General features: G+C 66.8%; 26 protein-coding genes and 2 tRNA genes. 15 read left to right on the top strand and 13 right to left on the bottom strand.

Annotated elements, in window-relative coordinates:
• Window positions 1-16 precede the first annotated feature (16 nt).
• Window positions 17-1,201, bottom strand: coding sequence for a ferrochelatase (locus RTM68_RS00895; protein WP_312167489.1), 1,185 nt, complete (start codon window positions 1,199-1,201; stop codon window positions 17-19).
• Between the two features lie 124 nt (window positions 1,202-1,325).
• On the opposite strand from RTM68_RS00895, the gene pepN reads away from it, so the two are divergent.
• The 4 genes from pepN to RTM68_RS00875 all read left to right on the top strand — a co-directional run bounded on the left by pepN (window position 1,326) and on the right by RTM68_RS00875 (window position 7,126).
• Window positions 1,326-3,878, top strand: coding sequence for an aminopeptidase N (pepN, locus tag RTM68_RS00890; protein WP_312167487.1), 2,553 nt, complete (start codon window positions 1,326-1,328; stop codon window positions 3,876-3,878).
• Between the two features lie 73 nt (window positions 3,879-3,951).
• Window positions 3,952-5,025, top strand: a complete 1,074-nt coding sequence (locus RTM68_RS00885) for a mechanosensitive ion channel family protein (protein ID WP_396654163.1) — start codon at window positions 3,952-3,954, stop codon at window positions 5,023-5,025.
• Window positions 4,980-5,471 carry a globin gene (locus RTM68_RS00880; protein WP_396654167.1) on the top strand — a complete coding sequence of 164 codons (492 nt, stop codon included), beginning with the start codon at window positions 4,980-4,982 and terminating at the stop codon, window positions 5,469-5,471. The genes RTM68_RS00885 and RTM68_RS00880 overlap by 46 nt, the downstream gene beginning before the upstream one ends.
• The gene (locus RTM68_RS00875) at window positions 5,468-7,126 is read left to right on the top strand and encodes an FAD-binding dehydrogenase (RefSeq protein ID WP_312167484.1); all 1,659 of its coding nucleotides are present in this window, start codon (window positions 5,468-5,470) and stop codon (window positions 7,124-7,126) included. Before RTM68_RS00880 ends, RTM68_RS00875 begins: the two co-directional genes overlap by 4 nt.
• 8 nt (window positions 7,127-7,134) lie before the next feature.
• Here the strand turns inward: RTM68_RS00875 and RTM68_RS00870 are convergent, their stop codons facing one another.
• Window positions 7,135-7,803: a hypothetical protein gene (locus tag RTM68_RS00870; protein WP_312167483.1), complete on the bottom strand. Its 669-nt coding sequence runs from the start codon at window positions 7,801-7,803 to the stop codon at window positions 7,135-7,137.
• A 51-nt stretch (window positions 7,804-7,854) separates the two neighbouring features.
• Between RTM68_RS00870 and RTM68_RS00865 the strand changes: the two genes are divergently transcribed.
• Entirely contained in the window at window positions 7,855-8,742 is an 888-nt protein-coding gene (locus RTM68_RS00865; protein WP_312167481.1) for an acyl-CoA thioesterase II, read from the top strand.
• 46 nt (window positions 8,743-8,788) lie between these two features.
• Here RTM68_RS00865 and RTM68_RS00860 read toward each other — a convergent pair whose 3' ends face one another.
• From RTM68_RS00860 to ssb, 4 genes are all read right to left on the bottom strand, one after another.
• A complete protein-coding gene (locus tag RTM68_RS00860) occupies window positions 8,789-9,277 on the bottom strand; it encodes a thioesterase family protein (RefSeq protein WP_312167695.1) in 489 nt (162 codons plus the stop codon).
• Window positions 9,278-9,284: 7 nt separating this feature from the next.
• Window positions 9,285-10,964, bottom strand: coding sequence for an energy-dependent translational throttle protein EttA (gene ettA, locus RTM68_RS00855; protein WP_194763823.1), 1,680 nt, complete (start codon window positions 10,962-10,964; stop codon window positions 9,285-9,287).
• Between the two features lie 108 nt (window positions 10,965-11,072).
• A complete protein-coding gene (locus tag RTM68_RS00850; RefSeq protein WP_312167478.1) occupies window positions 11,073-11,576 on the bottom strand; it encodes a DUF6993 domain-containing protein in 504 nt (167 codons plus the stop codon).
• A gap of 70 nt (window positions 11,577-11,646) precedes the next feature.
• On the bottom strand, window positions 11,647-12,189 hold the full coding sequence (gene ssb, locus RTM68_RS00845) for a single-stranded DNA-binding protein (protein ID WP_312167476.1): 543 nt from the start codon (window positions 12,187-12,189) through the stop codon (window positions 11,647-11,649).
• Between the two features lie 204 nt (window positions 12,190-12,393).
• Here ssb and RTM68_RS00840 point away from each other — a divergent pair, with 204 nt between their 5' ends.
• On the top strand, window positions 12,394-12,663 hold the full coding sequence (locus RTM68_RS00840) for a hypothetical protein (protein WP_312167474.1): 270 nt from the start codon (window positions 12,394-12,396) through the stop codon (window positions 12,661-12,663).
• A gap of 23 nt (window positions 12,664-12,686) precedes the next feature.
• Here RTM68_RS00840 and RTM68_RS00835 read toward each other — a convergent pair.
• Window positions 12,687-12,759, bottom strand: a tRNA-Arg gene (locus RTM68_RS00835).
• Between the two features lie 58 nt (window positions 12,760-12,817).
• Between RTM68_RS00835 and orn the strand changes: the two genes are divergently transcribed.
• The 7 genes from orn (at window position 12,818) to RTM68_RS00800 (ending at window position 17,561) form a co-directional block, all read left to right on the top strand.
• Window positions 12,818-13,444: an oligoribonuclease gene (gene orn / locus RTM68_RS00830; RefSeq protein ID WP_312167472.1), complete on the top strand. Its 627-nt coding sequence runs from the start codon at window positions 12,818-12,820 to the stop codon at window positions 13,442-13,444.
• A 36-nt stretch (window positions 13,445-13,480) separates the two neighbouring features.
• A tRNA-His gene (locus RTM68_RS00825) sits at window positions 13,481-13,556 on the top strand.
• Window positions 13,557-13,674: 118 nt separating this feature from the next.
• On the top strand, window positions 13,675-15,729 hold the full coding sequence (locus tag RTM68_RS00820; protein ID WP_396654162.1) for a heavy metal translocating P-type ATPase: 2,055 nt from the start codon (window positions 13,675-13,677) through the stop codon (window positions 15,727-15,729).
• A 43-nt stretch (window positions 15,730-15,772) separates the two neighbouring features.
• Window positions 15,773-16,399, top strand: a complete 627-nt coding sequence (locus tag RTM68_RS00815; protein WP_312167471.1) for a LysE family transporter — start codon at window positions 15,773-15,775, stop codon at window positions 16,397-16,399.
• Between the two features lie 36 nt (window positions 16,400-16,435).
• Window positions 16,436-16,783, top strand: a complete 348-nt coding sequence (locus RTM68_RS00810) for a metallopeptidase family protein (RefSeq protein ID WP_312167469.1) — start codon at window positions 16,436-16,438, stop codon at window positions 16,781-16,783.
• The gene (gene clpS, locus RTM68_RS00805; RefSeq protein ID WP_312167467.1) at window positions 16,780-17,073 is read left to right on the top strand and encodes an ATP-dependent Clp protease adapter ClpS; all 294 of its coding nucleotides are present in this window, start codon (window positions 16,780-16,782) and stop codon (window positions 17,071-17,073) included. The genes RTM68_RS00810 and clpS overlap by 4 nt, the downstream gene beginning before the upstream one ends.
• Window positions 17,070-17,561 (top strand): DUF2017 family protein, encoded by a 492-nt coding sequence (locus RTM68_RS00800; protein WP_312167466.1) that lies wholly within the window; start codon window positions 17,070-17,072, stop codon window positions 17,559-17,561. The genes clpS and RTM68_RS00800 overlap by 4 nt, the downstream gene beginning before the upstream one ends.
• Window positions 17,562-17,565: 4 nt before the next feature.
• Here the strand turns inward: RTM68_RS00800 and RTM68_RS00795 are convergent, their stop codons facing one another.
• Genes RTM68_RS00795 through gatC form a run of 6 tightly spaced genes read right to left on the bottom strand, consistent with a single transcriptional unit; the run spans window position 17,566 to window position 23,117 of the window.
• On the bottom strand, window positions 17,566-18,147 hold the full coding sequence (locus RTM68_RS00795; protein ID WP_312167464.1) for a hypothetical protein: 582 nt from the start codon (window positions 18,145-18,147) through the stop codon (window positions 17,566-17,568).
• Complete coding sequence (locus RTM68_RS00790; protein WP_194763813.1) at window positions 18,131-18,448, bottom strand: hypothetical protein; 318 nt, start codon at window positions 18,446-18,448, stop codon at window positions 18,131-18,133. Before RTM68_RS00790 ends, RTM68_RS00795 begins: the two co-directional genes overlap by 17 nt.
• 37 nt (window positions 18,449-18,485) lie before the next feature.
• A complete protein-coding gene (gene dinB / locus RTM68_RS00785) occupies window positions 18,486-19,742 on the bottom strand; it encodes a DNA polymerase IV (RefSeq protein WP_312167461.1) in 1,257 nt (418 codons plus the stop codon).
• A 47-nt stretch (window positions 19,743-19,789) separates the two neighbouring features.
• Complete coding sequence (gene gatB, locus RTM68_RS00780; protein WP_312167459.1) at window positions 19,790-21,304, bottom strand: Asp-tRNA(Asn)/Glu-tRNA(Gln) amidotransferase subunit GatB; 1,515 nt, start codon at window positions 21,302-21,304, stop codon at window positions 19,790-19,792.
• On the bottom strand, window positions 21,304-22,821 hold the full coding sequence (gatA, locus tag RTM68_RS00775) for an Asp-tRNA(Asn)/Glu-tRNA(Gln) amidotransferase subunit GatA (protein ID WP_312167457.1): 1,518 nt from the start codon (window positions 22,819-22,821) through the stop codon (window positions 21,304-21,306). The genes gatB and gatA overlap by 1 nt, the downstream gene beginning before the upstream one ends.
• Complete coding sequence (gene gatC, locus RTM68_RS00770; protein ID WP_194763809.1) at window positions 22,818-23,117, bottom strand: Asp-tRNA(Asn)/Glu-tRNA(Gln) amidotransferase subunit GatC; 300 nt, start codon at window positions 23,115-23,117, stop codon at window positions 22,818-22,820. Before gatC ends, gatA begins: the two co-directional genes overlap by 4 nt.
• 68 nt (window positions 23,118-23,185) lie before the next feature.
• On the opposite strand from gatC, the gene RTM68_RS00765 reads away from it, so the two are divergent.
• Window positions 23,186-24,886, top strand: a complete 1,701-nt coding sequence (locus RTM68_RS00765; RefSeq protein WP_312167456.1) for a long-chain-fatty-acid--CoA ligase — start codon at window positions 23,186-23,188, stop codon at window positions 24,884-24,886.
• A gap of 47 nt (window positions 24,887-24,933) precedes the next feature.
• Window positions 24,934-26,778: a DEAD/DEAH box helicase gene (locus RTM68_RS00760; protein WP_312167455.1), complete on the top strand. Its 1,845-nt coding sequence runs from the start codon at window positions 24,934-24,936 to the stop codon at window positions 26,776-26,778.
• Window positions 26,779-26,899: the final 121 nt, after the last annotated feature.

Below are 26,899 nucleotides of genomic sequence, written 5' to 3'. Positions count from 1 at the left end.
TGAGGTCAGTGGGTGATCACGGAGCGACGCCGGCGGCGGCAGGCTTGAAACCGGCGCGCACGTTCTCGCAGCATCCGGGACGGCACACGTCGAAGGCACCCGGCAGCGGAGTCACGTGGGGGCGCTCCTCGTTGGGGCGTCCTTCGAGCCGCTCGACGATCAGATCGACGATCCCGGTGACGAACGACGGTGCGACCCCGGGCGTGGGTGTCCGCGTGAACGCCAGGCCGGCTTCCTCCGCCGCTTCCGCCGCCTCGGTGTCGAGGTCCCACAGGACCTCCATGTGATCGCTCATGAAACCGACGGGAACGACGGCTACGGCCTTCCGTCCACGCTCGGGCAGCTCTCCGATCACGTCGCAGACGTCGGGCTCGAGCCACGGCTGCGACGCGGGGCCGGAACGCGACTGGTAGACCAGCTCCCACGAGACATCGGCGGCAGCGGGGATGCTCTCGCGGACGCGATCCATGACCCAGGCGGCCACGGCGAGATGCTGAGCGGCGTAGGCGCCACCCTCTCCCCACTCGATCTCCCGAGAACCCGAGCGCTCGGCATCGGCAGTGGGGATGCTGTGCGTGGAGAAGAGGATCTGGATGTCCGCGGCGGCGATGCCCTGATCGAGGAACCTCTCGATCGCCTCTCGCACCCCGGTCTCGAACGACTCGACGAAGCCCGGGTGGTCGTAGAACGGGCGGATCTTGTCGATCGTGACCGTGTCCCCGAGCTTCGTCTCCTCGAGCACGCGTGCGAAATCCTCGCGGTACTGACGGCAGCTCGAGAACGAGCTGTACGCACTCGTCGCGAAGGCGAGCAGCGTGGTGCGTCCGTCGGCGGCCGCCTCGGTGACGACCTCCTCGAGGTACGGGCTCCAGTTGCGATTGCCCCAGTACACGGGCAGGTCGATGCCGCGGCGCGCGAGTTCGCCCTCCAGAGCCTCCTTGAGGATGCGGTTCTGGCCGTTGATCGGGCTCACGCCGCCGAAGTGACGGTAGTGGTGCGCGACCTCTTCGAGACGCTCGTCCGGGATGCCGCGCCCGCGGGTGACGTTGCGCAGGAACGGGATCACATCGTCCTGCCCTTCGGGTCCGCCGAACCCGGCGAGGAGGATGCCGTCGTACGCCGTGGGCGTCGTCACATAGGGCGCACCGGAGGCGGCGGCGGGAGAGGCAAAGAGTACGGTGTTCGGCTCGATCGCGGTCACCGTCCCATCATCCCACCTCTCGAGAGTGGGACAGGTCGTCGTGCTGGCGTAGGCTGTCATGGTTGCCGTGGGCGCCAACTGCGCTGGGTTGCGGCAGCATCCCCTCACCCCTGGGAGTAAAGCTGTGCCTGGAGAGAATCTCACCCGCCTCGAAGCGCAGGAGCGCCGCGACGTCATCGACACCCAGTCGTACGAGGTCTCGCTCGATCTGACGAAGGGCGCAGAGGTCTTCGGCTCGCGCAGCGTCGTGCGCTTCACCGCCACCCCCGATGGCTCCACCTTCATCGACCTGATCGCCCGCGAGGTCCGTGAGATCTCGCTCAACGGCGAGCAGCTCGACCCCGACGAGGTCTTCGCCGACTCGCGCATCGCGCTGTCCGGCCTGCAGGCCGAGAACGTCCTGGTCGTCGACGCCGACTGCGAGTACACGAACACCGGCGAGGGACTGCACCGCTTCGTCGACCCTGTCGACGGCGAGGTGTACCTCTATTCGCAGTTCGAGGTCCCCGACTCCCGTCGCGTGTTCGCTGTGTTCGAGCAGCCCGACCTCAAGGCGACGTTCCAGTTCACGGTGACGGCACCGGCATCCTGGAAGGTCGTCTCCAACTCCCCCACGCCCGAGCCGATCGTGCACGACGACCACACCGTCGCCACGTGGGGCTTCGAGCCCACTCCGCGCATCTCGTCGTACATCACGGCCCTCGTCGCGGGCCCCTACGAGTCCACATTCTCGGAGCTCACGAGCGCATCCGGTCGGGTCATCCCGCTCGGCGTCTATGGGCGCAAGAGCCTCTGGCAGCACCTCGACGCCGACTACATCTTCGACAAGACGCGCGAAGGCTTCGCCTACTACGAGTCGAAGTTCGGTGTGCCGTACCCGTTCGCGAAGTACGACCAGCTGTTCGTCCCCGAATTCAACGCGGGAGCCATGGAGAACGCGGGCGCGGTGACCTTCACCGAGAGCTACGTGTTCCGCAGCAAGGTCACCGACGCCGTCAAGGAGCGTCGCGTCGTCACCATCCTGCACGAGCTCGCGCACATGTGGTTCGGCGACCTCGTCACGATGAAGTGGTGGAACGACCTCTGGCTGAACGAGTCGTTCGCCGAGTGGGCGTCGACCATCGCCACCGCCGAGGCCACCGAGTGGACCGAGGCATGGACCACGTTCAACGCCATGGAGAAGACCTGGGCCTATCGCCAGGACCAGCTGCCCTCCACGCACCCGATCGTCGCCGAGATCAACGATCTCGAAGACGTGCAGGTCAACTTCGACGGCATCACCTACGCGAAGGGCGGCTCCGTCCTCAAGCAGCTCGCCGCCTGGGTGGGCATCGAGGAGTTCTTCGCGGGCGTCTCGCAGTACTTCCAGAAGCATTCCTGGGGCAACACCGAACTCAGCGACCTCCTGGTCGAGCTCGAGGCCACCAGTGGCCGCGACCTCAGCACGTGGTCGAAGAAGTGGCTCGAGACCGCAGGCGTCAACACGCTCGAGCCGGTCATCGCGGAGGACTCCGACGGCACGATCTCGCGCTTCGCGGTCACACAGACGGCACCCGCCGACTACCCGACGATCCGACCCCATCGCCTCGGCATCGGGTTCTACACCCTCACCGACGGCGCGCTGGTGCGCACCCACTACGCCGAGGTCGACGTCGACGGCGACCGCACCGAGATCCCCGAGCTGCACGGCCACAAGCGCCCCGACCTCGTGCTCCTCAACGACAACGACCTCGCCTACGCGAAGATCCGTCTCGACGAGCGCTCGCTCGCCACCGCGATCGCCCACCTCGCCGACATCAGCGATCCCCTCGCCCGCTCCCTCGTGTGGGGCGCCGCGTGGGATCAGACCCGCGACGCCGAGACCGCCGCAACCGACTACATCGACCTCGTGCTCGGCAACATCGGCCGTGAGACCGAATCCACCACGGTCCGCACGACCCTCGCGCAGCTGCGCACAGCCGCGACACTCTACGTCGCCCCGGACGCTCGTCTCGCCGCTCGCCAGAAGGTCGCAGACGGACTCTGGTCGCTCGCCGAGGCTGCAGAGTCGGGCAGTGACAGCCAGCTGCAGTTCGTGACGGCGTTCGCGAGCGCGCTGGTCACGCACGAGCACGCAGGTATCGTCGGACGCCTGCGTTCGGGTGAGGAGACGCTTCCCGGTCTCGAGATCGACGCGGATCTGAACTGGCAGCTCCTCGTCGGGCTCGCCACGATCGGCGCCACGGATGCTGCGACGATCGATGCCGCACTCGCCTCAGACAACACCGCGAAGGGTGGGGAGTTCGCCGCCCAGGCGCGCGCGGCACTGCCCGACGTCGCTTCGAAGCGGGCCGCATGGGCATCGCTGATCGAACGCGACGATGCTCCGAACACGATCGTCCGCTCCGCCGCGCTCGGTTTCGTGCATCCGGCCGGAGCCGAGGTGCTGCGCGAGTTCGTGCCGGCGTACTTCGACATGCTGCTTCCGATCTGGGAGTCGCGGACGTACCAGATCGCGCAGTACCTGATCGTCGGACTCTTCCCGACCGCGATCGCCGACGTCGAGCTGCGCGATGCGACCCGCGCCTGGCTCTCCGCCAACCAGGGTGCGGCTCCGGCACTGCGTCGCCTCGTGCTCGAGAACCTCGCTGACGTCGAGCGGGCTCTGGCCGCTCAGGTCCGCGACGCGGAGGACTGAGCACCCCTTCCCGATCAGGCCTCTGCGCGGTGCGTCCAGCCCGCGCAGAGGCCTGATCGCTACTCTGGAGGGGATGATCATGCTGCCGTTGCAAACGTCCGATGCGCCCGCCACAGAGTTGCCGAAGTGGTGGGCTGATGCTTTGACCGTGCTCGGCGCCGTCGGAATGAAAGCTCTGCACGTGGCGATCATCATCGTCTCGTGCGTGATCATCGCACTGGTGCTGCGTGTCGTCATCCGTCGAGTCGTCCATCGCATCGTCGACAGCGCGAAGAACAAGGCCGACGTCGACGACACCCAGGCCCTGGAGCGCTCTCCCCTGGCGGATATGCGCCTCGTGCAGCGAACCCGCACCCTCGGCACGATCCTCCAGAACATCGTCAACGTCATGCTCGTCGTGATCGCCGTGGTGTTGATCGTGAACGCACTCGACAGCAGCCTGCTCGGCTCCCTCACTCTTCTGACCGCCGCTGTGGGCGCCGGCCTCGGTTTCGGCGCTCAGAACATCGTCAAGGACGTCTTGAACGGCATGTTCATCGTGGCGGAAGACCAGATCGGCATCGGCGACGTCGTCGATCTCGGCTTGGCGAGCGGCGTGGTCGAGTACGTGAGCGTGCGCATCACGCAGGTCCGCGATGTCAACGGAACCCTCTGGTACGTCCGGAACGGCGAAGTCCTCCGCATCGGCAACATGTCCCAGGGGTGGGCGCGGGCGATCATCGATCTCGGCGTGCCCGTCGACTCCGACCTCGATCGGGTCGAGACGATCATGCTCGAGACCGCCCAGGGTATCGCGAAGGACCCCAAGTGGCGCACACGCATCATCGAGAAGCCCGAGCTCTGGGGCCTCGAATCGATCGATGGAGATGCGCTCGTCGTGCGGCTCGTCATCAAGGCGCGGGCGAACGCGAAGGACGACGTCGCCCAGGAACTCCGCAAGCGGCTGCGGGCAGCGATGCTCGAGAACGAGATCGCCTTCCCCAGCATGACCACGGTGATCCCGACGGGACTCGACGGGGCTCGTCGAGTGCGTGGCGCCAACCCGCCCAAGACCCGCCCCAACGCCGTGACAGGTGTGCCCGTGATCCCGGATCGCGGCATCTGGCGACGCAAGAAGACGAACGACGACGGGAGCCCGCAGAAGTGACGTTCTACGACGAGGTCGGCGGCCGCGAGACGTTCGCGAAGATCGTGTCGGTGTTCTACCGCGAGGTGGCACTCGATCCTGTGCTGAAGCCGATGTATCCCGAGGAGGATCTCGGCCCCGCAGAGGAACGACTCCTTCTTTTCCTGGAGCAGTACTGGGGCGGTCCCACCACGTACGGCGAGACGCGCGGACATCCCCGACTCCGTATGCGCCACATGCCGTTCCATGTCGATCCCGACGCGCGCGACAGGTGGCTGCGTCACATGCGGACGGCGCTGGACGAGGCACAGTTGTCGCCGCTCCACGAATCCACGCTGTGGGACTATCTCGAGCGCGCGGCATATGCCATGGTGAACACATTCGAGCCGTCCGGCATCGGCACCACCGCCGCGGGACGCCCCACGCTCGAGACCCGCTCGAGTCAGGAATCAACGGAGAAGCCATGACCTCAACGCCCCTGTCTGCAGACGTCCTGGTCATCGGATGGGGTCTCGCGGGGCTCGTCGCCGCGAGCGAGGCGCTGGATGCCGGCCGGCGGGTGATCCTGGTGGATCAGGAGCCGCGCACCAACCTCGGCGGGCAGGCATGGTGGTCGTTCGGCGGCCTGTTCTTCATCGACTCCCCCGAGCAGCGACGCATGGGAATCCGTGATTCGCACGCGCTCGCCTCGCAGGACTGGTTCGGCAACGCCGCCTTCGATCGCCCCGAAGACCATTGGCCGCGTCGATGGGCCGAGGCCTACCTCGAATTCGCCGCCGGCGAGAAGCGCGCCTGGCTGCGTGAGCGCGGTGTGAGCTTCTTCCCGGTGGTCGGCTGGGCCGAACGCGGCGGATACGGGGCGCTGGGCCCGGGTAACTCCGTCCCGCGGTTCCACATCACGTGGGGAACCGGTCCCGGTGTCGTGGCGCCGTTCATCGCTGCTGTGGAGCAGGGCGAGCGCGAGGGCCACCTCACGGTGCTCCCCCGTCACCGTGTGACGGAGCTGGTCACGACCGACGGCGCCGTGACAGGCGCACGAGGGACGATCCTGGCCTCGACCGCCGCTGCGCGCGGCGTCGAGAGCTCTCGAGAGGTCATCGGCGACTTCGAGATCGCCGCAGGAGCGACCGTGGTGAGCTCGGGCGGGATCGGCGGCAACCATGACCTCGTCCGCGCGGCCTGGCCCGAGCGGCTCGGCACGCCGCCCGACCACATGCTCACGGGGGTGCCCGCATACGTCGACGGATCGATGCAGCCCGTCGCCCAGGCTGCGGGAGCGCGACTCATCAATGGTGATCGCATGTGGCACTACGTCGAGGGGATCTCGAACTGGGACCCGGTGTGGCCGTCGCACGGCATCCGGATCCTGCCCGGCCCGTCGTCGCTCTGGCTCGATGCCACAGGTTCGCGACTGCCCGTGCCCCTGTTCCCCGGGTTCGACACGCTGGGCTCCCTCGCGCACCTGCGCGCGACCGGGCACGACCACTCGTGGTTCATCACCTCTCGTCAGATCGTCGAGAAGGAGTTCGCGCTGTCGGGCAGCGAACAGAACCCCGACCTCACCGGGAAGGACGTCGGTCTGCTGCTGAAGTCCCGCCTGGCGAAGGGGCCGACCGGCCCCGTGCAGTCCTTCCTCGACGAGGGGGCCGACTTCATCGTCGAGCACGACCTCGAGACGCTGCTCGAGCAGATGCGCCATCACCCCGGTGGTGAGCTCCTCGACATCGACCATGTCCGTCGAGAGATCGTCGCGCGCGACCTGGAGATCGAGAACGACTTCACGAAGGACGCACAGATCGGGATGCTCCGCTCCATGCGTGGGTATCGGGGCGACAAGCTGATCCGCACCGCGTCGCCCCATCGCCTTCAGGATCCCGCTGCCGGACCGATGATCGCCGTGAAACTCCACGTGCTGACCCGGAAGTCTCTCGGTGGCATCAACACCGATCTCGACGGGCGCGCGCTGGGCGCAGACGGTGAGCCCATCCCCGGCCTGTACGCCGCAGGTGAGGCGAGCGGATTCGGCGGTGGTGGAGTGCACGGGTATCGCGCACTCGAGGGCACATTCCTCGGTGGATGCCTGTTCTCCGGCCGTCAGGCGGGCCGAGCGGCGTCGCGCTGACGGTCTCGCTAGTCGGAGACTCCGGTGCCGCGGACCGCTGTGAGCCCGGTCGCGACCGGACCGCGGGCGAGCACGTGACCACGACGGAAAGCCAGGCGAGTCCAGCGTCCGGAGACGGTGACCGCGACCTGCTCCTCCCCCGAGATGAATCCGAAGGCATCCGCGGCGAAGGCCACACCGCGTGGGAGGCCCCCGAGATCCTCGTCCGGTTCACCCCAAATGGCGGCCCGCAGTGCCCGCACCGCCTCTTCACCGGAACCGGGAGTCGCTCCGCGCGCGACGGCGCTGATGCCCCACTGCGCACGCTGAGCGATGACGGATGCCGCAACGCTCCCGGTCGCCTCCCACTGACCTCGGGGTGGGGCCACGCCCGCCCATGCCGGCGAAAGTCCGGTGTCCGGGAGGGTCAGCGCACGATCATCGTCGTCCGTCACCGCGAGCGAGGAGACCACGACGTCGCATTCCAGCTCCGGATCGGCGTGGACGATGCGCATCGCCAGCACCGTCGGAGTCTGGTCGAAGAGCCCGTGCGGGGCGAGAGCGGCCGCGGTCAGCGCCAGGACGCCGTTCGAGGCCTGCAGCCGGACCCCCTCGTCCGAGATTCTCGACGCACGTCCGACGAAGGTCAGGACGTCTTTGGAGGTCTCGGAGTCTGCGAGGAGGAGCTTGTGGGACACACCCTCTAAACTATCAACGCTGTAGCGACCGCAGTCGCGGGGAAGGAAGTCATGACCGCCGACGAACACGCGATCCGCACCGTCGACCAGCTCCTCGAGGTGCTGGACCTCGACTCGACCCAGGCCCGGACGACAGAGGACATCTTCACCGGTTCCTCGCATCCGATGCCCTCCGGACGGATCTATGGCGGCCAAGTGCTCGCTCAGAGTCTGCTCGCGGCCGAGCGCACCCTCCCCGAGGACAGGGCTGTGCACTCGATGCACGGGTATTTCCTGCGTCCCGGCGACGCAGGGCAGGGCCTCACGATCGCGGTCGATCGGATTCACGACGGTCGCTCGTTCTCGACGCGGCGCTCTCAGGCCTACCAGAACGGCGTCCCTATCTTCTCCATGATCGCTTCCTTCCAGGATGACGATCCGGGGGTCGAGCATGCGATCACGATGCCCGAGGGCGTTCCGTCGCCCGAATCGCTCCTCCCCGACGAGCAGAGAGTAGACGGGCTTCCGCCAGGCGCTGCACGTATGCTCAGTGACCGCGCGGCCGACGTGCGCCACGTCGACAGCCCCCTCTTCCTGCCGAACGACGATGCCCGCGTGGCCCAGCAGGGAGTCTGGATGCGGATGCGCGCGCCCCTTCCCGACGATCAGCGCATACACAGAGCTGCACTGGCGTACCTGAGCGACATGACCATCCAGGAATCCATCCTCCGCGCACACGGCCTTCACTGGTCACTGCCCGGCTTGAAGGTGGCGAGTCTGGATCACGCGATGTGGTGGCATCGCCCTGCGCGAGTCGACGAATGGCTCCTGTACATGCAGGAGTCACCCAATGCCCGGGGCGGACGAGGGCTCGCTCAGGGCCGGATCTTCGCCCGCTCCGGCGAACTCGTCGCCTCCGTCGCCCAGGAGATCATGGTGAGGGTTCCGACGAAGGGCTGAGCGCGAACGCCTGCTCAGCGGTGCGCGGACTCAGCCGTGTGCCGACTCAGCGGTGTGCGTACTCGATGGAGGGTCCGATATAGGGATCCCATGCATCCCGCATCTCCTGCGAAAGCCGGGTCGGGCGTCCTGTCGCAGCATCGACGAGGACGATGACGGCCGTCGAGCGCGCATAGATCGTGCGGGGCTCCGCCTCGGGATCGTTGTGCACCTCGTAGCAGACCTCGACACTCGACCCGCCGAGCTTGCCGAACCACATCTGTACCTCGAGCGGCCGCCGCTGATACGGCACCGGCGCAAGGTACTCGATCTCCTGTCGCGCGATGAGCGTGAGGATGCCCTCGTCGATACCCGAATCCAGCACCGCCGTGGACGGAGCCTGCTCACCGGGGCCCGCACGCCAGAACGCGCGAACGCGCGCCTCCTCGAGCAGCTTCAGCATCGAGGTGTTGTTGACGTGATTGAACGCATCCAGATCACCCCAGCGGAGATGGATCGGGATGTGAAGGCGTGGCCCCGGCGTCAGGTCTGACATCACTGGTTCAGTCGCGGGTGAGCTTGCGGTGGGTCGAACGGTGCGGCTTGGCCGCGTCTGCACCCAGGCGCTGGATCTTGTTCTCCTCATAGGCCTCGAAGTTGCCCTCGAACCAGTACCACTGGTCGGGCTTCTCGTCGGTTCCCTCATAGGCGAGGATGTGGGTCGCGATGCGGTCGAGGAACCACCGGTCGTGGGTGATGACCACGGCGCAGCCGGGGAACTCGAGGAGCGCGTTCTCGAGCGAGCTCAGGGTCTCGACGTCGAGGTCGTTGGTCGGCTCGTCGAGGAGGAGCAGGTTGCCGCCCTCCTTGAGCGTGAGCGCGAGGTTCAGACGGTTGCGCTCACCACCGGAGAGCACGCCCGCCTTCTTCTGCTGATCCGGACCCTTGAAGCCGAACTTCGAGACGTACGCGCGCGACGGGATCTCGGTCTTGCCGACGGTGATGTAGTCGAGCCCGTCGGAGACGACCTCCCACAGCGTCTTGTCGGGGTCGATGTTCGCACGTGACTGGTCGACGTAGCTGATCTTGACGGTCTCGCCGATCTTGAGGTCACCGCCGTCGAGCGGTTCGAGACCGACGATCGTCTTGAACAGCGTGGTCTTTCCGACACCGTTGGGGCCGATCACACCGACGATGCCGTTCGGCGGCAGGCTGAAGCTCAGGCCGTCGATGAGCGAGCGACCGTCGAAACCCTTCTGGAGCTTCTTCGCCTCGATCACGACGCTGCCGAGACGCGGGCCGGCGGGGATCTGGATCTCCTCGAAGTCGAGCTTCCTCGTCCGCTCGGCTTCCGTCGCCATCTCCTCGTAGCGAGCGAGACGTGCCTTCGACTTCGTCTGGCGACCCTTCGCGCTCGAGCGCACCCACTCCAGCTCCTCCTTGAGGCGCTTGGCGAGCTTGGCGTCCTTCTTGCCCTGGATCTCGAGTCGTTCGCCCTTCTTCTCCAGGTAGGTCGAGTAGTTGCCCTCGTAGCCGATCAGGCGGCCGCGATCGACCTCGGCGATCCACTCGGCGACGTGGTCGAGGAAGTACCGGTCGTGGGTGATCGCGATGACCGCACCCTTGTATGCCTGCAGATGCTGCTCGAGCCAGAGAACGCTCTCGGCGTCGAGGTGGTTCGTGGGCTCATCGAGAAGCAGCAGGTCGGGCTTCTGGAGAAGCAGCTTGGCCAACGCCACACGGCGCTTCTCGCCGCCGGAGAGCGGCGCGATGGCTGCGTCTCCCGGAGGGGTCCGCAGCGCATCCATCGCCTGCTCGAGCTGGGAGTCGAGGTCCCAGCCGTCCGCAGCGTCGATCTCCTCCTGCAAGGTGCCCATCTCGGCGAGCAGCGCGTCGAAGTCCGCGTCGGGATCGGCCATCAGCATGGAGATCTCGTTGAACCGATCGACCTTCGCCTTGATCGCGATGCCGTCCTGTACGTTCTCGAGCACCGTCTTCGTCTCGTCGAGCTCCGGCTCCTGCATGAGGATGCCGACCGTGAAGCCCGGCGTCAGCTTGGCCTCGCCGTTGGAGGGGGTGTCGAGTCCCGCCATGATCTTCAGGATCGTCGACTTACCGGCACCGTTCGGGCCGACCATGCCGATCTTCGCGCCGGGGAGGAACGACATCGTCACGTCGTCGAGGATGAGCTTCTCACCCACCGCCTTGCGCGCACGGACCATCGAGTAGATGTACTCAGCCACCGAAAAAGCTCCTTCTGTTGGCGTCGAGGATCGACACTCCAGCCTACCGGCCTCTCACCCCGCCTCTGCTGTGCACTCGCGAAGGAGAAGCCGTGACGGGAGCTCAGCTCACCAGTCGATCGCGCGAGTCGCACCGACCAGGCATCGACCCTCCGCGAGCTGGGGCATGACCGCAGTCACCGGTTCGCCCGTCGAGGGGCCGACCTGACCGACGAGGCATTCGGTCTCTCCCCACCGCACGGAGAACTGGAGACTCTCGACGGGGTTGCCCACCGTCGTCGCATCCTGAGTGACCTGCATCGCCGCGCGATCGAACCCCGCCCCGACGAGCGCATCCACATACGCGCGCCCGGAGTTTCGTGCCTCCGACGACCACACCTGCGCCGTGACCGCAGTGAAAAGCGGCAGGTTGTCGGCCGCACTCCCGTCAGCGACGTAGGTGGGACCTGACGGTTCGGGTGCAGAGGAGGGGGGCGCCGATGAGGTCACCGCCTCCGGTGTCGGCTCGGCCGGTTCCGGAGCTGAGCATGCCGTGAGCCCGCCGGCGAGCGTCGCTGCGACGACGGCCGCGAGCACGCAGCGAGAGACGGAGGAGCCCGATCGTCGAAACACGGGTCGAGTCTACGGGTCGGCCTCCCCCGCCCGAACATCTGGGCGAGCCCGCCGAGCCCAGCTGATGCACTCAGCGCGAGGAGATCGCGGAGGCGAACTCCTCGTCGAAGTCCGGCGCATCACGGTCGGTGCTCGCCCACGATGTGTCGACCTCGCCCTCGACTCCACTGCCTGCCGCGTCGTCGGCGACCGAACCCTCGTCGCGGTCGTCGCGACCTGGCGCGCTGTGACCACGCGATTGGTCGCTGTTGGCGCTTCGCGGGTTCCGCCGGTAGGCGGCTGTTCCCCACCGGAGATCATGCCCGATCGCATCGGCATCGATGTCGACGCTCGTGCCCTGTTTGCCGTTGTTCTCCCACGAACGGATCTTCATCCTGCCGGTGACGATGACGCTGTCACCGGATCGCAGCGATGCCTTCGTGTTCTCCGCGAGCTGACGGAATGCGGCGACCGAGTACCAGTTGGTGGAGACGTCGACCCAGGTCTGGGTGGCGTCATCGAACCGACGATGCGTGCTGGCGAGGCGGAAGTTCGTCACGGGAACTCCGCTCGCTGTGCGACCCTGCGTCGGATCCGTGGCGACGTTGCCGACGATCGTGACCGTATCTTGCATGATTCTCTCCTCTGTGCGCCGGAACATCATCCGGATGCATCCAGAGTGCGCGCATCAAGGTCGACCTCGATGTCGTCTCACCACCGATTGTGCAGAGGACCGACGAGCTCAAAACGGTGCAGGCGGAGTGACGGAAGGCCTGATGCGGGCGGAGAGTCGAATGTCGGTGGTCAGCCATATGTTCGAATCGGAAAGGAGATACCGATGTCCGACACCCTGATCAGATCCCACCCCGAGGTTCCTTACGCGACTCCGACGATCAGTTCGCGGCGCGAACATCTGGTGCGGGCCGCCGCACATCTGTGGCGCGTGCAGGATGCGTCCGGCAGGGTACTGGGTCACCTCCGCATCGTCAGCGATCCGCTCGGGATCCGATACCGCGCCGAGCGTCTGCATCTGGCCACGGGCGGGTTCCGCCTCGTCGGCGACTTCTGGCGAGCGGACGACGCCGTCGCAGCTCTTCGTAACGGCTGACCCCCATACCGATGCGAGCACAGTGCCCCCGGCAGGATTCGAACCTGCGACCAAGAGATTAGAAGGCTCCTGCTCTATCCCCTGAGCTACGGAGGCGGCCCCTCTACCGTACCGCTCCGGAGACCGATGTCAGAGCCGTCGATAGGATGTCCGCATGGTATCTGCGTCAGAGAACGACCGCCTCGTCTGGATCGATTGCGAGATGACGGGACTCGACCTCTCTGTCGACGAACTCGTCGAGATCGCCGTCGTCATCACTGATTTCGAACTGCGACCGATCGATCCCGGCTTCCAGATCGTGATCCGTCCGAGCGAGGCTGCACTCGAGCACATGAATGACTTCGTGACGAAGATGCACGAGACCTCGGGGCTCATCACCGAGATCCCGGACGGTGTATCGGTCGACGAGGCACAGGCTCAGACGCTCGCGTACATCAAGCGCTTCGTGCCGCTCGAACGCAAAGCGCCGCTCGCCGGCAACACCATCGGCACGGACCGCATGTTCCTGGCGAAGTACATGCCCGATGTCGATCAGTGGCTCCACTATCGGAACGTCGATGTCTCGAGCATCAAGGAGCTTTCGCGCCGGTGGTATCCGCGGGTGTTCTTCCAGGCCCCCGCCAAGGACGGCGGTCATCGCGCCCTGGCAGACATCCTCGAGTCGATCCGCGAGCTCCGCTACTACCGCGAAGCCGTCTTCGTCGACGAGCCCGGACCCTCGAGCGATGACGCTCGCGACATCGCGACCCGCACCGTGTCAGAGTTCACTCCAAACATGTAATAGACTCATCTGGTCGCCAACTCCGGTTGGCACATGGTGGGTATAGCTCAGCTGGTAGAGCGCTGGCTTGTGGTGCCGGATGTCGCGGGTTCGAGTCCCGTTACTCACCCCATCGCGAAGAGGCCCGAGTCCTAGGACTCGGGCCTCTTCTGCATTCCCGAACGATGGAGATGGAATACCCCCTGGGGGTATTAGGTTGTCCTCAGTGAACTCGCTGAAGGGATCCGCTCATGACACACCCGCACGGCTCGACATCGACCGATCACGCCTCTCCGGGCGAAGCGCCAGCGCCTCGCGCTCACTCGAAGCACGCCGGCCACAGCGGCCACAGCGACCACACCGCCAGATTCCGTCGACTCTTCTGGATCATGCTCGTGCTGGCGATTCCCGTCGTCGCGGCCTCGCCGATGTTCGGAATGCTCCTCGGGTACGACGTACCGGAGTGGGCACGGTGGGTCGCGCCCGCACTCGGCACGGTGATGTATGCATGGGGCGGGGCACCGTTCCTCGCCGGCGCGGTCAGCGAGATTCGGGATCGCAGACCGGGCATGATGCTCCTGATCGGACTCGCCATCACCGTCGCCTTCCTCGCATCGTGGGGCGCGAGTCTCGGTGTGCTGCATCACGAACTGGAGTTCTGGTGGGAGCTGGCGCTGCTGATCGTCATCATGCTTCTGGGGCACTGGCTCGAGATGCGCTCGCTCGCCCAGACGAACTCCGCGCTCGATTCCCTCGCCGCACTCCTGCCTGATGTGGCCGAGCGCATCGAGCACGGCGACACAGTGCAGGTCTCGCCCGACGACCTCCGCGTGGGCGATGTCGTGGTCATCCGACCGGGTGGACGTCTGCCGGCCGATGGACGCGTCATCCAGGGCAGCGCAGATGTGGACGAGTCGATGATCACCGGCGAGTCGCGGGCCGTGACTCGGTCCACCGGCGATGCCGTCGTTGCAGGAACCGTGGCCACCGACTCCGGGCTCCGGGTCGAGGTCACGGCGGTCGGCACGGACACGGCACTCGCCGGCATCCAGAGACTCGTGGCCGACGCTCAGGCATCCTCGTCACGCGCGCAGAGGCTCGCCGACCGCGCCGCCGGATGGCTCTTCTGGTTCGCCCTCGGTGCCGCTGCCCTCACCGCTCTCACGTGGTCCGCGGTGGGGTTCCCTGACGACGCGGTGATCCGCACCATCACCGTTCTGGTCATCGCCTGCCCGCACGCCCTGGGCCTCGCCATCCCTCTCGTCGTGTCGATCACGACGGAGCGCGCGGCCCGCGCTGGAATCCTCGTGAAGGACCGCCTGGCGCTCGAGACCATGCGCACGGTCGACACCGTGCTCTTCGACAAGACGGGAACGCTCACGAAAGGCGCCCCCGCGGTCACGTCCATCGAACCTGTCAGCCCGTTCACGCCCGACGACCTTCTCGTCCTCGCAGCGGCAGCTGAGCAGGACTCCGAGCACCCCCTCGCGAAGGCGATAGTGAATGCTGCGCGCGACCGAGGACTCGAGATCCGACGTGCCACCGACTTCCGGTCCTCCCCTGCGGTCGGCGTGAGCGCCGACGTCGGCGGCCGAACGGTGCAGGTGGGCGGGCCGCGCCTGCTCACCGAGGCCGGCGCCGAGGAGCTTCCGATCGCCGAAGCCTGGCGGGCGGAGGGCGCGATCATCCTTCATGTGCTCGTCGAGCATCGGGTCGCCGGCGCGTTGCGACTCGCCGACGACATCCGCCCGGAGTCGAACACGGCCGTCGAGGCGCTGCATGCGCGCGGAGTCGATGTCGTGATGATCACGGGCGACGCAGCCGCCGTCGCTGAGAACGTCGCTCGACAGGTCGGCATCGACCGGGTGATCGCCGGCGTCCGACCCGAGGACAAGGCCGCCCAGGTGCGAACGCTGCAGGCGGAGGGACGCAGAGTCGCGATGGTGGGCGACGGCGTGAACGACGCGCCCGCGCTCGCGCAGGCCGATGTCGGCCTTGCCATCGGCGCCGGAACCGATGTGGCGATCGCCTCTGCCGGTGTGATCCTCGCCGGAGATGATCCCCGCGCGGTCATCTCGGTGATCGATCTCTCCACGGCCGGTTACCGCAAGATGACCCAGAACCTCTGGTGGGCGGCCGGATACAACCTGCTGTCCGTGCCCCTCGCCGCGGGCGTGCTCGCCCCGTTGGGGTTCGTGCTCCCGATGTCGGTCGGAGCGATCCTGATGTCGGTGTCGACGATCGTCGTGGCGCTCAACGCACAGTTGCTGCGTCGACTTGAACTGCGCCTGCCGGAGGCACTATGAGCAGGTGAACATCGCGTCGGAGCGAGAGCCCTAGGATTGCGAGGTGTCACTCGCCGTCTGGTTCTCGCTCCTGACCGCCTGCGTGGTGATCAGCTTCACTCCGGGCGCCGGCGCCATCAACACGATGTCGAACGCGCTCAGTCAGGGCTGGCGCCGATCGATCTGGGGCATCATCGGTCAGCAGCTCGCGCTGATCGTTCACGTCGCGATCGTCGCAGCAGGTCTCGGCCTGATCGTGTCGCAGTCCGAAGTGCTGTTCAACGGCATCAGGTACGCCGGTGCGGCGTACCTCGTCTTTCTCGGCATCAGGCTGATCATCGCGAAACCGAGCCCCGGCATCGCAGAAGCCGATCCCGTCGACGTCCATGAGGGCCACTGGTCGATGATTCGACGTGGTTTCTGGGTGAATCTGCTGAATCCGAAGGCGATCGTCTTCTTCCTCGCCTTCCTCCCGCAGTTCATTCGTCTGGACGAACCGCAGCTGCCCCAGTACCTCACTCTCATCGTGACGGTCATGGTGGTCGACGTCCTCGTCATGTGGGGGTTCTTCGCAGCGGCGGCTCGACCGTTCCGTCGCTTCACCCGATCTGCACGGGGTCAGCGCATCTTGAACACCGTGTTCGGAGCTCTCTTCATCGCGGTCGCCGCACTGCTCGTGTTCCTGCACTGACGCCGAGGCATCCTGCGCAGCAATAGGCTGGAGCCGATGGAGATGGATGCTGCCCCCTTCGAGGAACTCGTGATCGACGAGCTCGATCGCCTGCCCGACGAGATGGTCGACGGTCTCGAGAACGTCGTCTTCGTGGTCGAAGACCGCCCGGAGGACGGGAGCCTCGACCTCCTCGGCCTGTATGACGGTCTGGCGCTCACCGAGCGCACACAGTACGGATCCGGTGAGCTGCCCGACCGCATCGTGGTCTATCGCGAGCCGCATCTCGCGGCATGCGAGAGTGAAGACGAGCTCCGCGACGAGGTGCACACCACGCTGGTTCACGAGATCGCGCATTTCTACGGCATCGACGACGAGCACCTGCACGAACTGGGCTGGGCATGAGCCCCCTCGCGAGTCCGGAGATCGAGGAGGTCGTCGATCTTCAGGCAGCACCGATGGAACCGTGGGAGGTCGTCGTCTGGGACGATCCCGTGAACCTGATGAGCTACGTCGTGCGGGTGTTCCGCACCTACTTCGGTTATTCCGTCGAGCGCGCGACCCAGCTGATGCGCGCAGTCCATCATGAGGGTCACGCGATCGTCTCCACCGGGCCGCGTGAGACGATGGAAGTGCACGCGCAGGCCATGCACGACTACGGGCTCTGGGCGACAGTGCAGAAGGCCGCTCAATGAACGACCCGACCATCCACGTGCGCATGGCGAGAGTCGAGGCTGTTCAGCTCGCCCAGCTCGTCGACGACTTCCGCGAACTCGTCGGCACTGGACGTGACGTCACCGATCCCGCTCTCGGACGCCTTGCTCCCGATCCCTATCCGAATGACGAGGACGCGTCGACCGCGTTCCGAAGCGCCACACGTGACGATCTGCTCGATCGTCGCGCTCTCGATGCCGAAATCATCCGCGCGGCGCTCGCTGACCTCCGCGGCGACGTGGACTCGATGTCCCAGGCCGAGGCTTTCACCGAGCACGAGCTGGCGATCGGCCCGGCGGAGGTGGATGCGTGGCTCCGCACGCTCACGGCCCTGCGACTGGTGATCGCCGAACGGCTCGGCATCGAGAGCGACGATGACCACGACCCCGACGATGCGAGGTTCGGCGTCTACGACTGGCTCGGCTACCGTCTCGAACTGGTGATCGAGGCGGCGGACGCGCTGCTCTGAGCGCTCAGGGGATGTCGATCACCCTCGTGGCGAGTGACCGAGGGTCGTCGCGGGCGATGTGCGCCTGCTCCTGCTCGGCCCAACGGTCCCAATGCGGTCGGTAGGTGTCTCCGTCGCGCGTCAGGGCGCGCGCCTTCCTCCCGCTCTCGCCGGATTCCAGCCACACGCGCACGTCGGCGATCGCCGCGGTCGCTGATGTCAGTATGCCGCTGCCCTCGATGAGCACGCCGAGTGACGGATCGACCGCATGGCTCTCGGCCTCGGCCCCCTGCTCCCAGTCCCAGCGCCGCCACTCGCCGAGATACCCGCGACCGTGCGGGCGGAGGATGCCCGTCAACGCGCGCTCCACCCCATCCTCGAGTCCATCCCACCCGGGGTAGATCGAGTCGAGAGCGACGAGCTGCACGCGCCCCACGACCGGCCATCGCTCGATGAGCATCCGGGCCAGTGTCGTCTTGCCCGCGCCGCTCCGGCCATCGATGAGGACCACCGGGTTGGCAGCGTCGAGAGCTCGGATGTCGGCGACGATCAGCGCCGCAGCGTGCTCGAGAGCGGCCGCGACGGGGTCGTCACTTCTTGAGGGCACGGATGATGCGCGAGAGCGCTCGCCCGGTGACCCAGACGAACGGCACAGCCACGACCAACAGAGTGATGATGTTGGGCTCGAACCGGAGTCCCTCCTCACGGCGCACGTACACGCCCACGGGGATCGAGACTCCGCCGCCTCCGCCGCCTTCTGCTCCGTCGCCGCTTCCGCCACCGAAGCCCGAATAGGTCAACGCGACAGGAGTGATGCTCACTCCATCGACATCCTGCGGCTCCCCGTACGCGCTCTTCACGCCGAAAGTGGATGCCTGCTTACCGAGTTCCAGTGCAATGTTGGGCATGGCTCCACGCTAGTCCAGGATGCGCGATCTCGAAGGGCTAATCCAGACCGTGTGCTTTCGGATGCTGTGCGGCACCCCGGCCCTCGCCGCGGCCGATGTGTCTGGCGCGACCGATCATCGCCGAACCGAAACGCGCTACCGCGTCGTCCACTGCGCCCTCGACCTTCCGCCAGTCCTCATCATCGTCCCACAGGCCGATCCCTCCGCCTCCTGCGGGGCGCAGTCTCTCGGCCCGCACGCCGACGAGACGCACGGGGTCGCGGCGCTCGATCTGTTCGAACAGCGACTGAGCCGCTTCGCCGATCCGCTGACCGACCGCAGTCGGCTCGGCGAGCGTCTGCGACCGGCTGAGTGTGCGGAAGTCGTCGAAGCGGATCTTGATCGCGACCGTCGACGTCTCCCACTCGGCCTTGCGCAGACGCGCGGCGACGCGATCGGCGAGCCTGAGCAGTTCAGCGCGCAGATACGTGCGGTCGGTGACATCTGTGTCGAAGGTCTCCTCGTGACCGATGCTCTTCTCGACGCGCTCGGTCTCGACCGCGCGCGCGTCTTCCCCCCGCGACAGCTGCATGAGACGGGCGCTCAGCGCAGGACCGACGGCACGGTCGAGCATGTCGGTCGACGACGTCCGGATGTCACGGACGGTGCGGATCCCACGCCCTTCCAAAGCCTCTGCCGCCTTCGGCCCCACTCCCCACATCGCCCGCACAGGTCGAGGATCGAGGAAGGCCTGTGTCTCTGACGCGGCGATCACGAGCATCCCGTTCGGTTTCGATATCGTCGAGGCCATCTTCGCGACGTGCTTCGTCGCCGCCACGCCGACGCTGCAGGTGATCCCGACCTCATCACTCACTCGCTCACGGACGAGCTGGGCGATCTGCGCCGGACTCCCCCACAGCCGTCGCACGCCACGGACGTCGAGGAAGGCCTCGTCGACGGAGAGCGGCTCGACCAGCGGCGTGATGGACTCGAAGATCGCCATCACCTGCCGCGACACCGCCTGATAGCGATGGAAATGCGGCGGCACGATCCTCGCCGAAGGACAGAGGCGAATGGCCTGGGACACCGGCATCGCAGCGCGGACACCGTATCGACGCGCCTCGTACGACGCACTGGATACGACGGAGCGGCCGTCGGGGGAACCGATGATCAGCGGGAGGCCACGCAGGCTCGGGTCATCAAGCACCTCGACCGCTGCATAGAACGCATCCATGTCGACGTGAAGGATGCTCGTACCGGTGTCGTCGGCATCAGCGGACGACACGATGCGCCCTCTGCCGTCACCGTGTCCCATGAGACCATTCTCCCCCGGACCTCGGACATGAGGTCCGGGGGATGTGGTTACTGCGCAGCGCGCTCGAGGACGAGTTCGCGGACCCGAGCGGCATCCGCCTGGCCCTTCATCGCCTTCATCACCGCACCGATGACGGCGCCGGCCGCCTGGACCTTGCCATCCTTGATCTTGGCCAGCACATCGGGCTGCGCGGCGAGAGCCTCATCGATCGCGGCGATCAGCGCGCCGTCGTCGGAGACGACCGCGAGACCGCGGCTGTCGACGACCTCCTGCGGCGTGCCCTCGCCGGCGATGACGCCCTCGAGAACCTGACGTGCGAGCTTGTCCGTGAGCGTCCCGGCGTCGACGAGCTTCTGCAGCGCGGCGACGTTCTCGGGCGAGACGAGCTCGGTGGCGTCCTTCTCCTGCGCGTTGGCCAGACGGGTGATCTCACCCGTCCACCACTTGCGCGCGGTCGCAGGAGTGGCGCCCGCCTCGATGGTCGCCACGACGACGTCGAGCAGACCGCCGTTGCGTACGTCCTGGAACTCCAGGTCGGTGAAGCCCCACTCGGCCATCAGGCGACGTCGGCGTGCGACCGGCTGCTCGGGAAGCTCCGCCCGCAACGCTTCGATGAGCTCCGCAGCCGGCTCGACCGGAAGCAGGTCGGGCTCGGGGAAGTAGCGGTAATCGTCTGCATCCGACTTCGGGCGACCGGGCGACGTGGTGCCGGTGTCCTCGTGCCAGTGCCGGGTCTCCTGTGTGATCGTGCCACCGTCCGCGAGCATCTGCGCCTGACGCTGGATCTCGTACCGGACCGCACGCTCGACCGAACGCATCGAGTTGACGTTCTTCGTCTCCGTGCGCGTGCCGAGCTTCTCCTGGCCGCGAGGGCGCAACGAGACGTTCGCGTCGCAGCGCAGGTTCCCGCGCTCCAGACGAGCCTCGGAGATCCCGAGGCTGCGCACGATGTCGCGAATCGTCGCGACGTACGCCTTGGCGACCTCAGGGGCACGGTGCTCGGTGCCGAAGATCGTCTTGGTGACGATCTCGACGAGCGGCACGCCCGCACGGTTGTAGTCGACGAGCGAGTACTCAGCACCCTGGATCCGACCGGTCGCGCCCCCCATGTGGGTGAGCTTGCCGGCGTCCTCCTCCATATGCGCGCGCTCGATCGGGATCTGCACGATCGTGCCGTCCTCGAGCTCCACCTCGACGGAGCCCTCGAACGCGATCGGCTCGTCGTACTGCGAGATCTGGTAGTTCTTGCCGAGGTCCGGGTAGAAGTAGTTCTTCCTCGCGAAGCGGCTCGACGGAGCGATCGAGCAGCCGAGCGCGAGGCCCAGGCTGATCGACGAGCGGATCGCCGTCTCGTTCACGACGGGAAGCGAACCGGGCAGCCCGAGATCGACCGGCGCGATCAGCGTGTTCGGCTCGGCCGCGTGATACAGCTCGTTGGCCGGGTTCGGCGCGTCCGAGAACATCTTCGTGTTCGTGTTGAGCTCGACGTGCACCTCGAACCCGAGCACCGGCTCGAACAGTTCGAGAGCCTTGTCGAAGTCCATGAGCTTGGCAGTGGCCATCAGCGGTTCCCTCCTGCGAGCTGGGGTGCACGCGTGAGGAGCGGCGCTCCCCACGAATCGACCAGCAGCGTCTCGACCGCTGCGCCGACCTTGTACAGACGCGCGTCCTCCCGTGCCGGGGCGATGAACTGGATGCCGACGGGCAGGCCGTCTTCTGCGGCCAGCCCGCTCGGGATCGAGATGCCGGGGACACCGGCGAGGTTCACCGGGATCGTCGTGATGTCGTTGAGGTACATCTGCAGCGGGTCGTCGATCTTCTCGCCGATCTTGAACGCCGTGGTCGGAGCCGAGGGCGTCGCGATCACATCGACGTCCGCGAAAGCTTTCGCGAAGTCCTGCTGGATGAGCGTGCGGACCTTCTGCGCGCTGCCGTAGTAGGCGTCGTAGTATCCGGCCGACAGCGCATAGGTGCCGAGGATGATGCGGCGCTTGACCTCGTCGCCGAAGCCGGCGTCACGCGTCGCGGACATGACGTCCTCGACCGTCGGGTTGCCGTCGGGCGTGACGCGGAGGCCGAAGCGCACCGAATCGAACTTCGCCAGGTTGCTGGATGCCTCGGCGGGGAGGATCAGGTAGTACGCGGCGACGCCGTACTCGAAGTGCGGTGCTCCGATCTCGACGATCTCGGCGCCCTGTGCCTCCATCAGCGCGAGCGCGCTGCGGAACGACTCCGCCACACCCGGCTGGAAGCCGCTGTCGGGAAGCTCGCGGATCACACCGACCTTGAGACCCTTGAGCACGTCTCCGCGTGCGCCCTCGCGGGCGGCGTCGGCGAACGACGGCCACTCGTCGCGCAGCGACGTGGAATCCTTCGGGTCATGGCCGCCGATGGCGTCGTGAAGCAGACCGGCGTCGAGCACCGTGCGCGTCACAGGGCCGACCTGGTCGAGGCTCGACGCGAGGGCGATCGCGCCGTAGCGGCTGACGCCACCGTAGGTGGGCTTGACGCCGACGGTTCCGGTGACGTGCGCCGGCTGGCGGATGGATCCACCGGTGTCCGAACCGAGCGCGAGCGGCGCCTCGAACGCGGCGACGGCGGCAGCCGATCCGCCACCGGAGCCACCGGGGATCCTGTCGAGGTCCCACGGGTTACGGGTCGGACCGTATGCCGAGTGCTCGGTGGACGATCCCATGGCGAACTCGTCCATGTTCGTCTTTCCGAGCGGGATCAGGCCGGCTGCGCGAGAACGGGCGACGACGGTCGCGTCATACGGCGAGCGGTAGCCCTCGAGGATGCGCGAACCGCTCGTGGTCGGCTGATCGGTCGTGACGAGCACGTCCTTGATCGCCAGCGGAACGCCGGCGATCGGTCCGAGATGCTCCCCCGCGGCGCGCTGCGCGTCGACGGCCGCGGCCGCATCGAGCGCGCCCTCATTGACGTGAAGGAAGGCATGGACGTCGCCGTCGACGGCGGCGATGCGGTCGAGATGAGCACGCGTCGCCTCGACGCTCGAGATCTCACGGCTGGCGAGCTTGTCCGCAAGCTCCGCCGCGGTCATACGGATGATGTCGCTCACTGCTCTTCTCCCAGGATCGCGGTGACGCGGAACCGGCCGTCGGCCTGGTCCGGCGCGTTCTGGAGCACCTGCTCGTGGGTGAGCGTCTCGCCCACGACGTCGGGACGGAAGACGTTGCTCAGCGGGATCGGATGACTCGTCGCTGCGACGTCGGGGCTTGCCACCTCCGACACCTTGGCGATGTTGTCGACGATGGCGTCGAGCTGGCCCGTGAGCCGCGTCACCTCGTCGTCGTTCAGCTGGATGCGCGCGAGCACGCCGAGATGGCGCACAAGATCAGGGGTGATTTCAGACACACCCCGAGTCTACTTGGCGTGCCCGTCGACTCCCTGCAGCGCTTTCATGGCCGCCCTATGCTGGGCGGGTGAGCTCATACCAGCCTCCTCGCCCGTGGGTCGCCAGCTATGCCGACGGCGTCCCGGATGACCTCTCCCCCGTGTCGGGATCCCTGATCGACATCGTCGCGGCGTCCGCGCGCGACTACCCGGATGCTCCCGCACTCGAGTTCTTCGGGCGTGAGACGACGTACGCCGAGTTGCAGGATGCGATCGACCGCGCCGCCGCCGGCCTGCGCGCCCTCGGCGTGCGAGCGGGCGACCCTGTGGCGATCGTCCTGCCGAACTGCCCCCAGCACATCGTGGCGTTCTACGCGGTCCTGCGTCTGGGCGCGGTCGTGGTCGAGCACAACCCGCTCTACACTCCCCGTGAGTTGCGTAAGCAGTTCGAGGATCATGGCGCGAAGCACGCCATCGTCTGGAACAAGGTCGTCTCCACGGTGCAGGAGTTCCCGGCCGACCTCGCGGTGACGAACCTCGTCTCGGTCGACGTCACCCGGGCGATGCCGGTCCTGACGCGGGTCGCGCTGCGACTGCCCGTGGCGAAGGCCCGCGAGTCGCGTGCGGCACTGACCGAGAAGGTCCGCGGAACCGTCACATGGGATTCGCTGATGCGGTCCTCTCCCCTCCCGGCCACGCACCCGAAACCGGCGACGGACGACCTCGCGATCATCCAGTACACGTCCGGAACCACGGGCACGCCCAAGGGAGCAGCGCTCACTCACGGCAACCTCCTCGCGAATGCCGCACAGTCGCAGGCCTGGGTACCGTCGATCCAGCGCGGCAAGGGCTGCGTGGTCTACGCGGTGCTGCCGATGTTCCACGCCTACGGGCTGACGCTCTGCCTGACCTTCGCCATGTCCATGGGCGCTCGGCTCGTGCTCTTCCCGAAGTTCGACCCCGACCTCGTGCTCGCCGTGATGAAGAAGCATCCGGCGACCTTCCTCCCGCTCGTTCCGCCGATCGCCGACCGCCTGCTGACGGCAGCCAACGCGAGGGGCATCTCCCTCGACGGAATCGAGGTGGCGATCTCCGGTGCCATGGCTCTGCCTCATGAGCTGGTCGTCCCTTTCGAAGAAGCCACGAACGGCTTCCTCGTCGAGGGGTACGGACTCAGCGAGTGCTCTCCCGTGCTGATGGCGAATCCGGTGGCCGACAACCGTGTGCCCGGTACCGTCGGACTCCCGCTCCCCGGCACCGAGTGCCGTGTCGTCGACCCGGAGAACCCGACCCTCGATGTCGCAGCAGGTTCCGCCGGAGAACTCCTCGTCCGCGGTCCGCAGGTGTTCTCGGGCTATTACGGCAAACCTGAGGAGACCGAGGCGGTCTTCGTCGACGGCTGGTTCCGCACGGGCGACATCGTGACGGTCGACGAGGCGGGGTTCATCCGCATCGTGGATCGCATCAAGGAGCTCATCATCACCGGTGGCTTCAATGTCGCGCCGACCGAGGTCGAGAACGCGCTGCGGCAGCATCCGCAGGTTGCGGACGCCGCTGTCGTCGGCCTTCCGAGCGATCACTCGGGCGAGGAGGTCGTCGCGGCGATCGTCGTCGACAGTGGTGCGGACGTCGATGTCGAGGCGATCCGCGACTACGCACGCAGCATCCTCACCCCGTACAAGGTCCCGCGGCGCGTCTTCGTGGTCGATGAACTACCGAAATCACTCATCGGCAAAGTGCTTCGCCGTCAGGTGAAGGAGAAGCTGCTCGCGCTCACCGGCAACTCCTGAGGGCGCCCTCACAGGCGCGGAATCCCGCGAAGCGCTACCCTTGGTCAGTGACTCCTGAAGACGCTGTGCCCACCGACGCCCCCGAGACCCCTGGATTCGAGGAGCTCGGCATCACCGGCCCCGTCCTCAAGGCCATCAAGGACCTCGGCTACGAGACCCCCTCCCCCATCCAGGCCGCGACGATCCCGACCCTGCTGTCCGGTCGCGATGTCGTCGGAATGGCGCAGACCGGAACGGGAAAGACCGCGGCCTTCGCGCTCCCCGTTCTCGAGCGCCTCGACGTGTCGCAGAAGACGCCCCAGGCCCTGGTGCTCGCACCGACCCGTGAACTCGCTCTGCAGGTCTGCGAGGCGTTCGAGTCCTATGCCTCGAAGATGAAGGGCGTCCATGTCCTGCCCGTCTACGGCGGCCAGGGCTACGGCGTGCAGCTGTCGGCGCTCCGCCGCGGTGTGCACGTGATCGTCGGCACCCCCGGTCGCATCATGGACCACCTCGCCAAGGGCACGCTCGACCTGTCCCAGCTGCAGTACCTGGTGCTCGACGAGGCCGACGAGATGCTCAAGATGGGCTTCGCAGAAGACGTCGAGCAGATCCTTGCGCAGACTCCCGAAGAGAAGCAGGTCGCCCTGTTCTCGGCGACCATGCCGCCGCAGATCCGACGCCTGGCGCAGAAGTACCTGCGCGAGCCCGAAGAGATCAGCATCAAGTCGAAGACCGCCACCGGCACGAACATCACCCAGCGCTACCTCGTCGTGTCGTACGCGCAGAAGGTCGACGCGCTCACCCGCATCCTCGAGGTCGAGAACTTCGACGGCATGATCGTCTTCGTCCGCACGAAGAACGAGACCGAGACGCTGGCCGAGAAGCTCCGGGCCCGCGGATACTCCGCTGCGGCGATCAACGGTGACGTCCCCCAGGTGCAGCGCGAGCGCAGCGTCAACCAGCTCAAGGCGAGCAAGCTCGACATCCTCGTCGCGACCGACGTCGCGGCGCGTGGTCTCGACGTCGAGCGCATCAGTCACGTCGTCAACTTCGACATTCCGACCGACACCGAGTCCTACGTGCACCGCATCGGCCGCACGGGTCGCGCCGGTCGTACCGGAGACGCGATCAGCTTCATCACTCCGCGTGAGCGCTACCTGCTGAAGTCCATCGAGAAGGCGACGCGTCAGCAGCCCACCCAGATGCAGCTGCCGACTCTGGACGACGTGAACACCACACGTCTCACGAGGTTCGACGACGCGATCACGGCGGCTCTCGGCGACGCCGCGCGGATCGAGAAGTTCCGCGACGTCATCGATCATTACGTGCGCAATCACGACGTGCCGGAAGCCGATGTGGCTGCTGCTCTCGCGGTCGTCGCGCAGGGCGACACTCCACTGTTGCTCGACCCGGCCGATGACCCGCTCTCGAAGGCGGTCGAGTACGACAATCGTCCGCCGCGCGAGAACAGCACCCGCGAGCGGCGTGAGCCCCGCGAACCCCGCGAGCGTCGCGGACGCGGAGACTACAAGCCGTACCGCATCGAGGTCGGACGCCGTCACCGCGTCGAGCCTCGTCAGATCGTCGGCGCCCTCGCGAACGAAGGCGGACTCGGACGTGACGACTTCGGCGCGATCAACATCCGCCCGGACTTCACGGTCGTCGAACTGCCGGCGAACATGGATTCCTCGGTGCTCGACAAGCTCAAGGACACCCGGATCTCGGGTCGCCTGATCGAGATCAAGCCGGACCGCGGACCCGCGGGACGTCGCAACGACGGTCCTCGTGACGGCGCCCGCGGCGGCTTCGATCGTCGCGACGATCGTCCGCGCTACGACCGCGACGACCGTCCGGCTCGGAATGACGAGCGCGGCGAGAAGCCGTTCCGCAAGCCCCGGCACAAGGCCTGATCGCTGTGACTTCGAGCGCACCGGTCTCGTCTGTGGGATCGGTGCGCTCGAAGTCCACCATGCGATGTGATCGACCGGCGGCGACGGTCGAACTTGTTCGGGTGCCGCGACGCATCAGCTG

It is taken from the genome of Microbacterium sp. (genome assembly GCF_031988965.1).
In the GTDB taxonomy this organism is placed as follows: Bacteria; Actinomycetota; Actinomycetes; order Actinomycetales; family Microbacteriaceae; genus Microbacterium.
This window is presented reverse-complemented; position numbering and strand designations above follow the sequence as displayed.

What these genes read in the sequence shown, in the direction of transcription:
- ssb (WP_312167476.1), bottom strand. Translation starts at nt 12,189, where the DNA reads ATGCAAGATACGGTCACGATCGTCGGCAACGTCGCCACGGATCCGACG.
- RTM68_RS00860 (WP_312167695.1), bottom strand. Translation starts at nt 9,277, where the DNA reads ATGTCAGACCTGACGCCGGGGCCACGCCTTCACATCCCGATCCATCTC.
- dinB (WP_312167461.1), bottom strand. Translation starts at nt 19,742, where the DNA reads ATGGGACACGGTGACGGCAGAGGGCGCATCGTGTCGTCCGCTGATGCC.
- RTM68_RS00820 (WP_396654162.1), top strand. Translation starts at nt 13,675, where the DNA reads ATGACACACCCGCACGGCTCGACATCGACCGATCACGCCTCTCCGGGC.
- RTM68_RS00875 (WP_312167484.1), top strand. Translation starts at nt 5,468, where the DNA reads ATGACCTCAACGCCCCTGTCTGCAGACGTCCTGGTCATCGGATGGGGT.
- RTM68_RS00840 (WP_312167474.1), top strand. Translation starts at nt 12,394, where the DNA reads ATGTCCGACACCCTGATCAGATCCCACCCCGAGGTTCCTTACGCGACT.
- RTM68_RS00810 (WP_312167469.1), top strand. Translation starts at nt 16,436, where the DNA reads ATGGAGATGGATGCTGCCCCCTTCGAGGAACTCGTGATCGACGAGCTC.
- clpS (WP_312167467.1), top strand. Translation starts at nt 16,780, where the DNA reads ATGAGCCCCCTCGCGAGTCCGGAGATCGAGGAGGTCGTCGATCTTCAG.
- gatB (WP_312167459.1), bottom strand. Translation starts at nt 21,304, where the DNA reads ATGGCCACTGCCAAGCTCATGGACTTCGACAAGGCTCTCGAACTGTTC.
- RTM68_RS00885 (WP_396654163.1), top strand. Translation starts at nt 3,952, where the DNA reads ATGATCATGCTGCCGTTGCAAACGTCCGATGCGCCCGCCACAGAGTTG.
- RTM68_RS00790 (WP_194763813.1), bottom strand. Translation starts at nt 18,448, where the DNA reads ATGCCCAACATTGCACTGGAACTCGGTAAGCAGGCATCCACTTTCGGC.
- orn (WP_312167472.1), top strand. Translation starts at nt 12,818, where the DNA reads ATGGTATCTGCGTCAGAGAACGACCGCCTCGTCTGGATCGATTGCGAG.
- RTM68_RS00800 (WP_312167466.1), top strand. Translation starts at nt 17,070, where the DNA reads ATGAACGACCCGACCATCCACGTGCGCATGGCGAGAGTCGAGGCTGTT.
- RTM68_RS00865 (WP_312167481.1), top strand. Translation starts at nt 7,855, where the DNA reads ATGACCGCCGACGAACACGCGATCCGCACCGTCGACCAGCTCCTCGAG.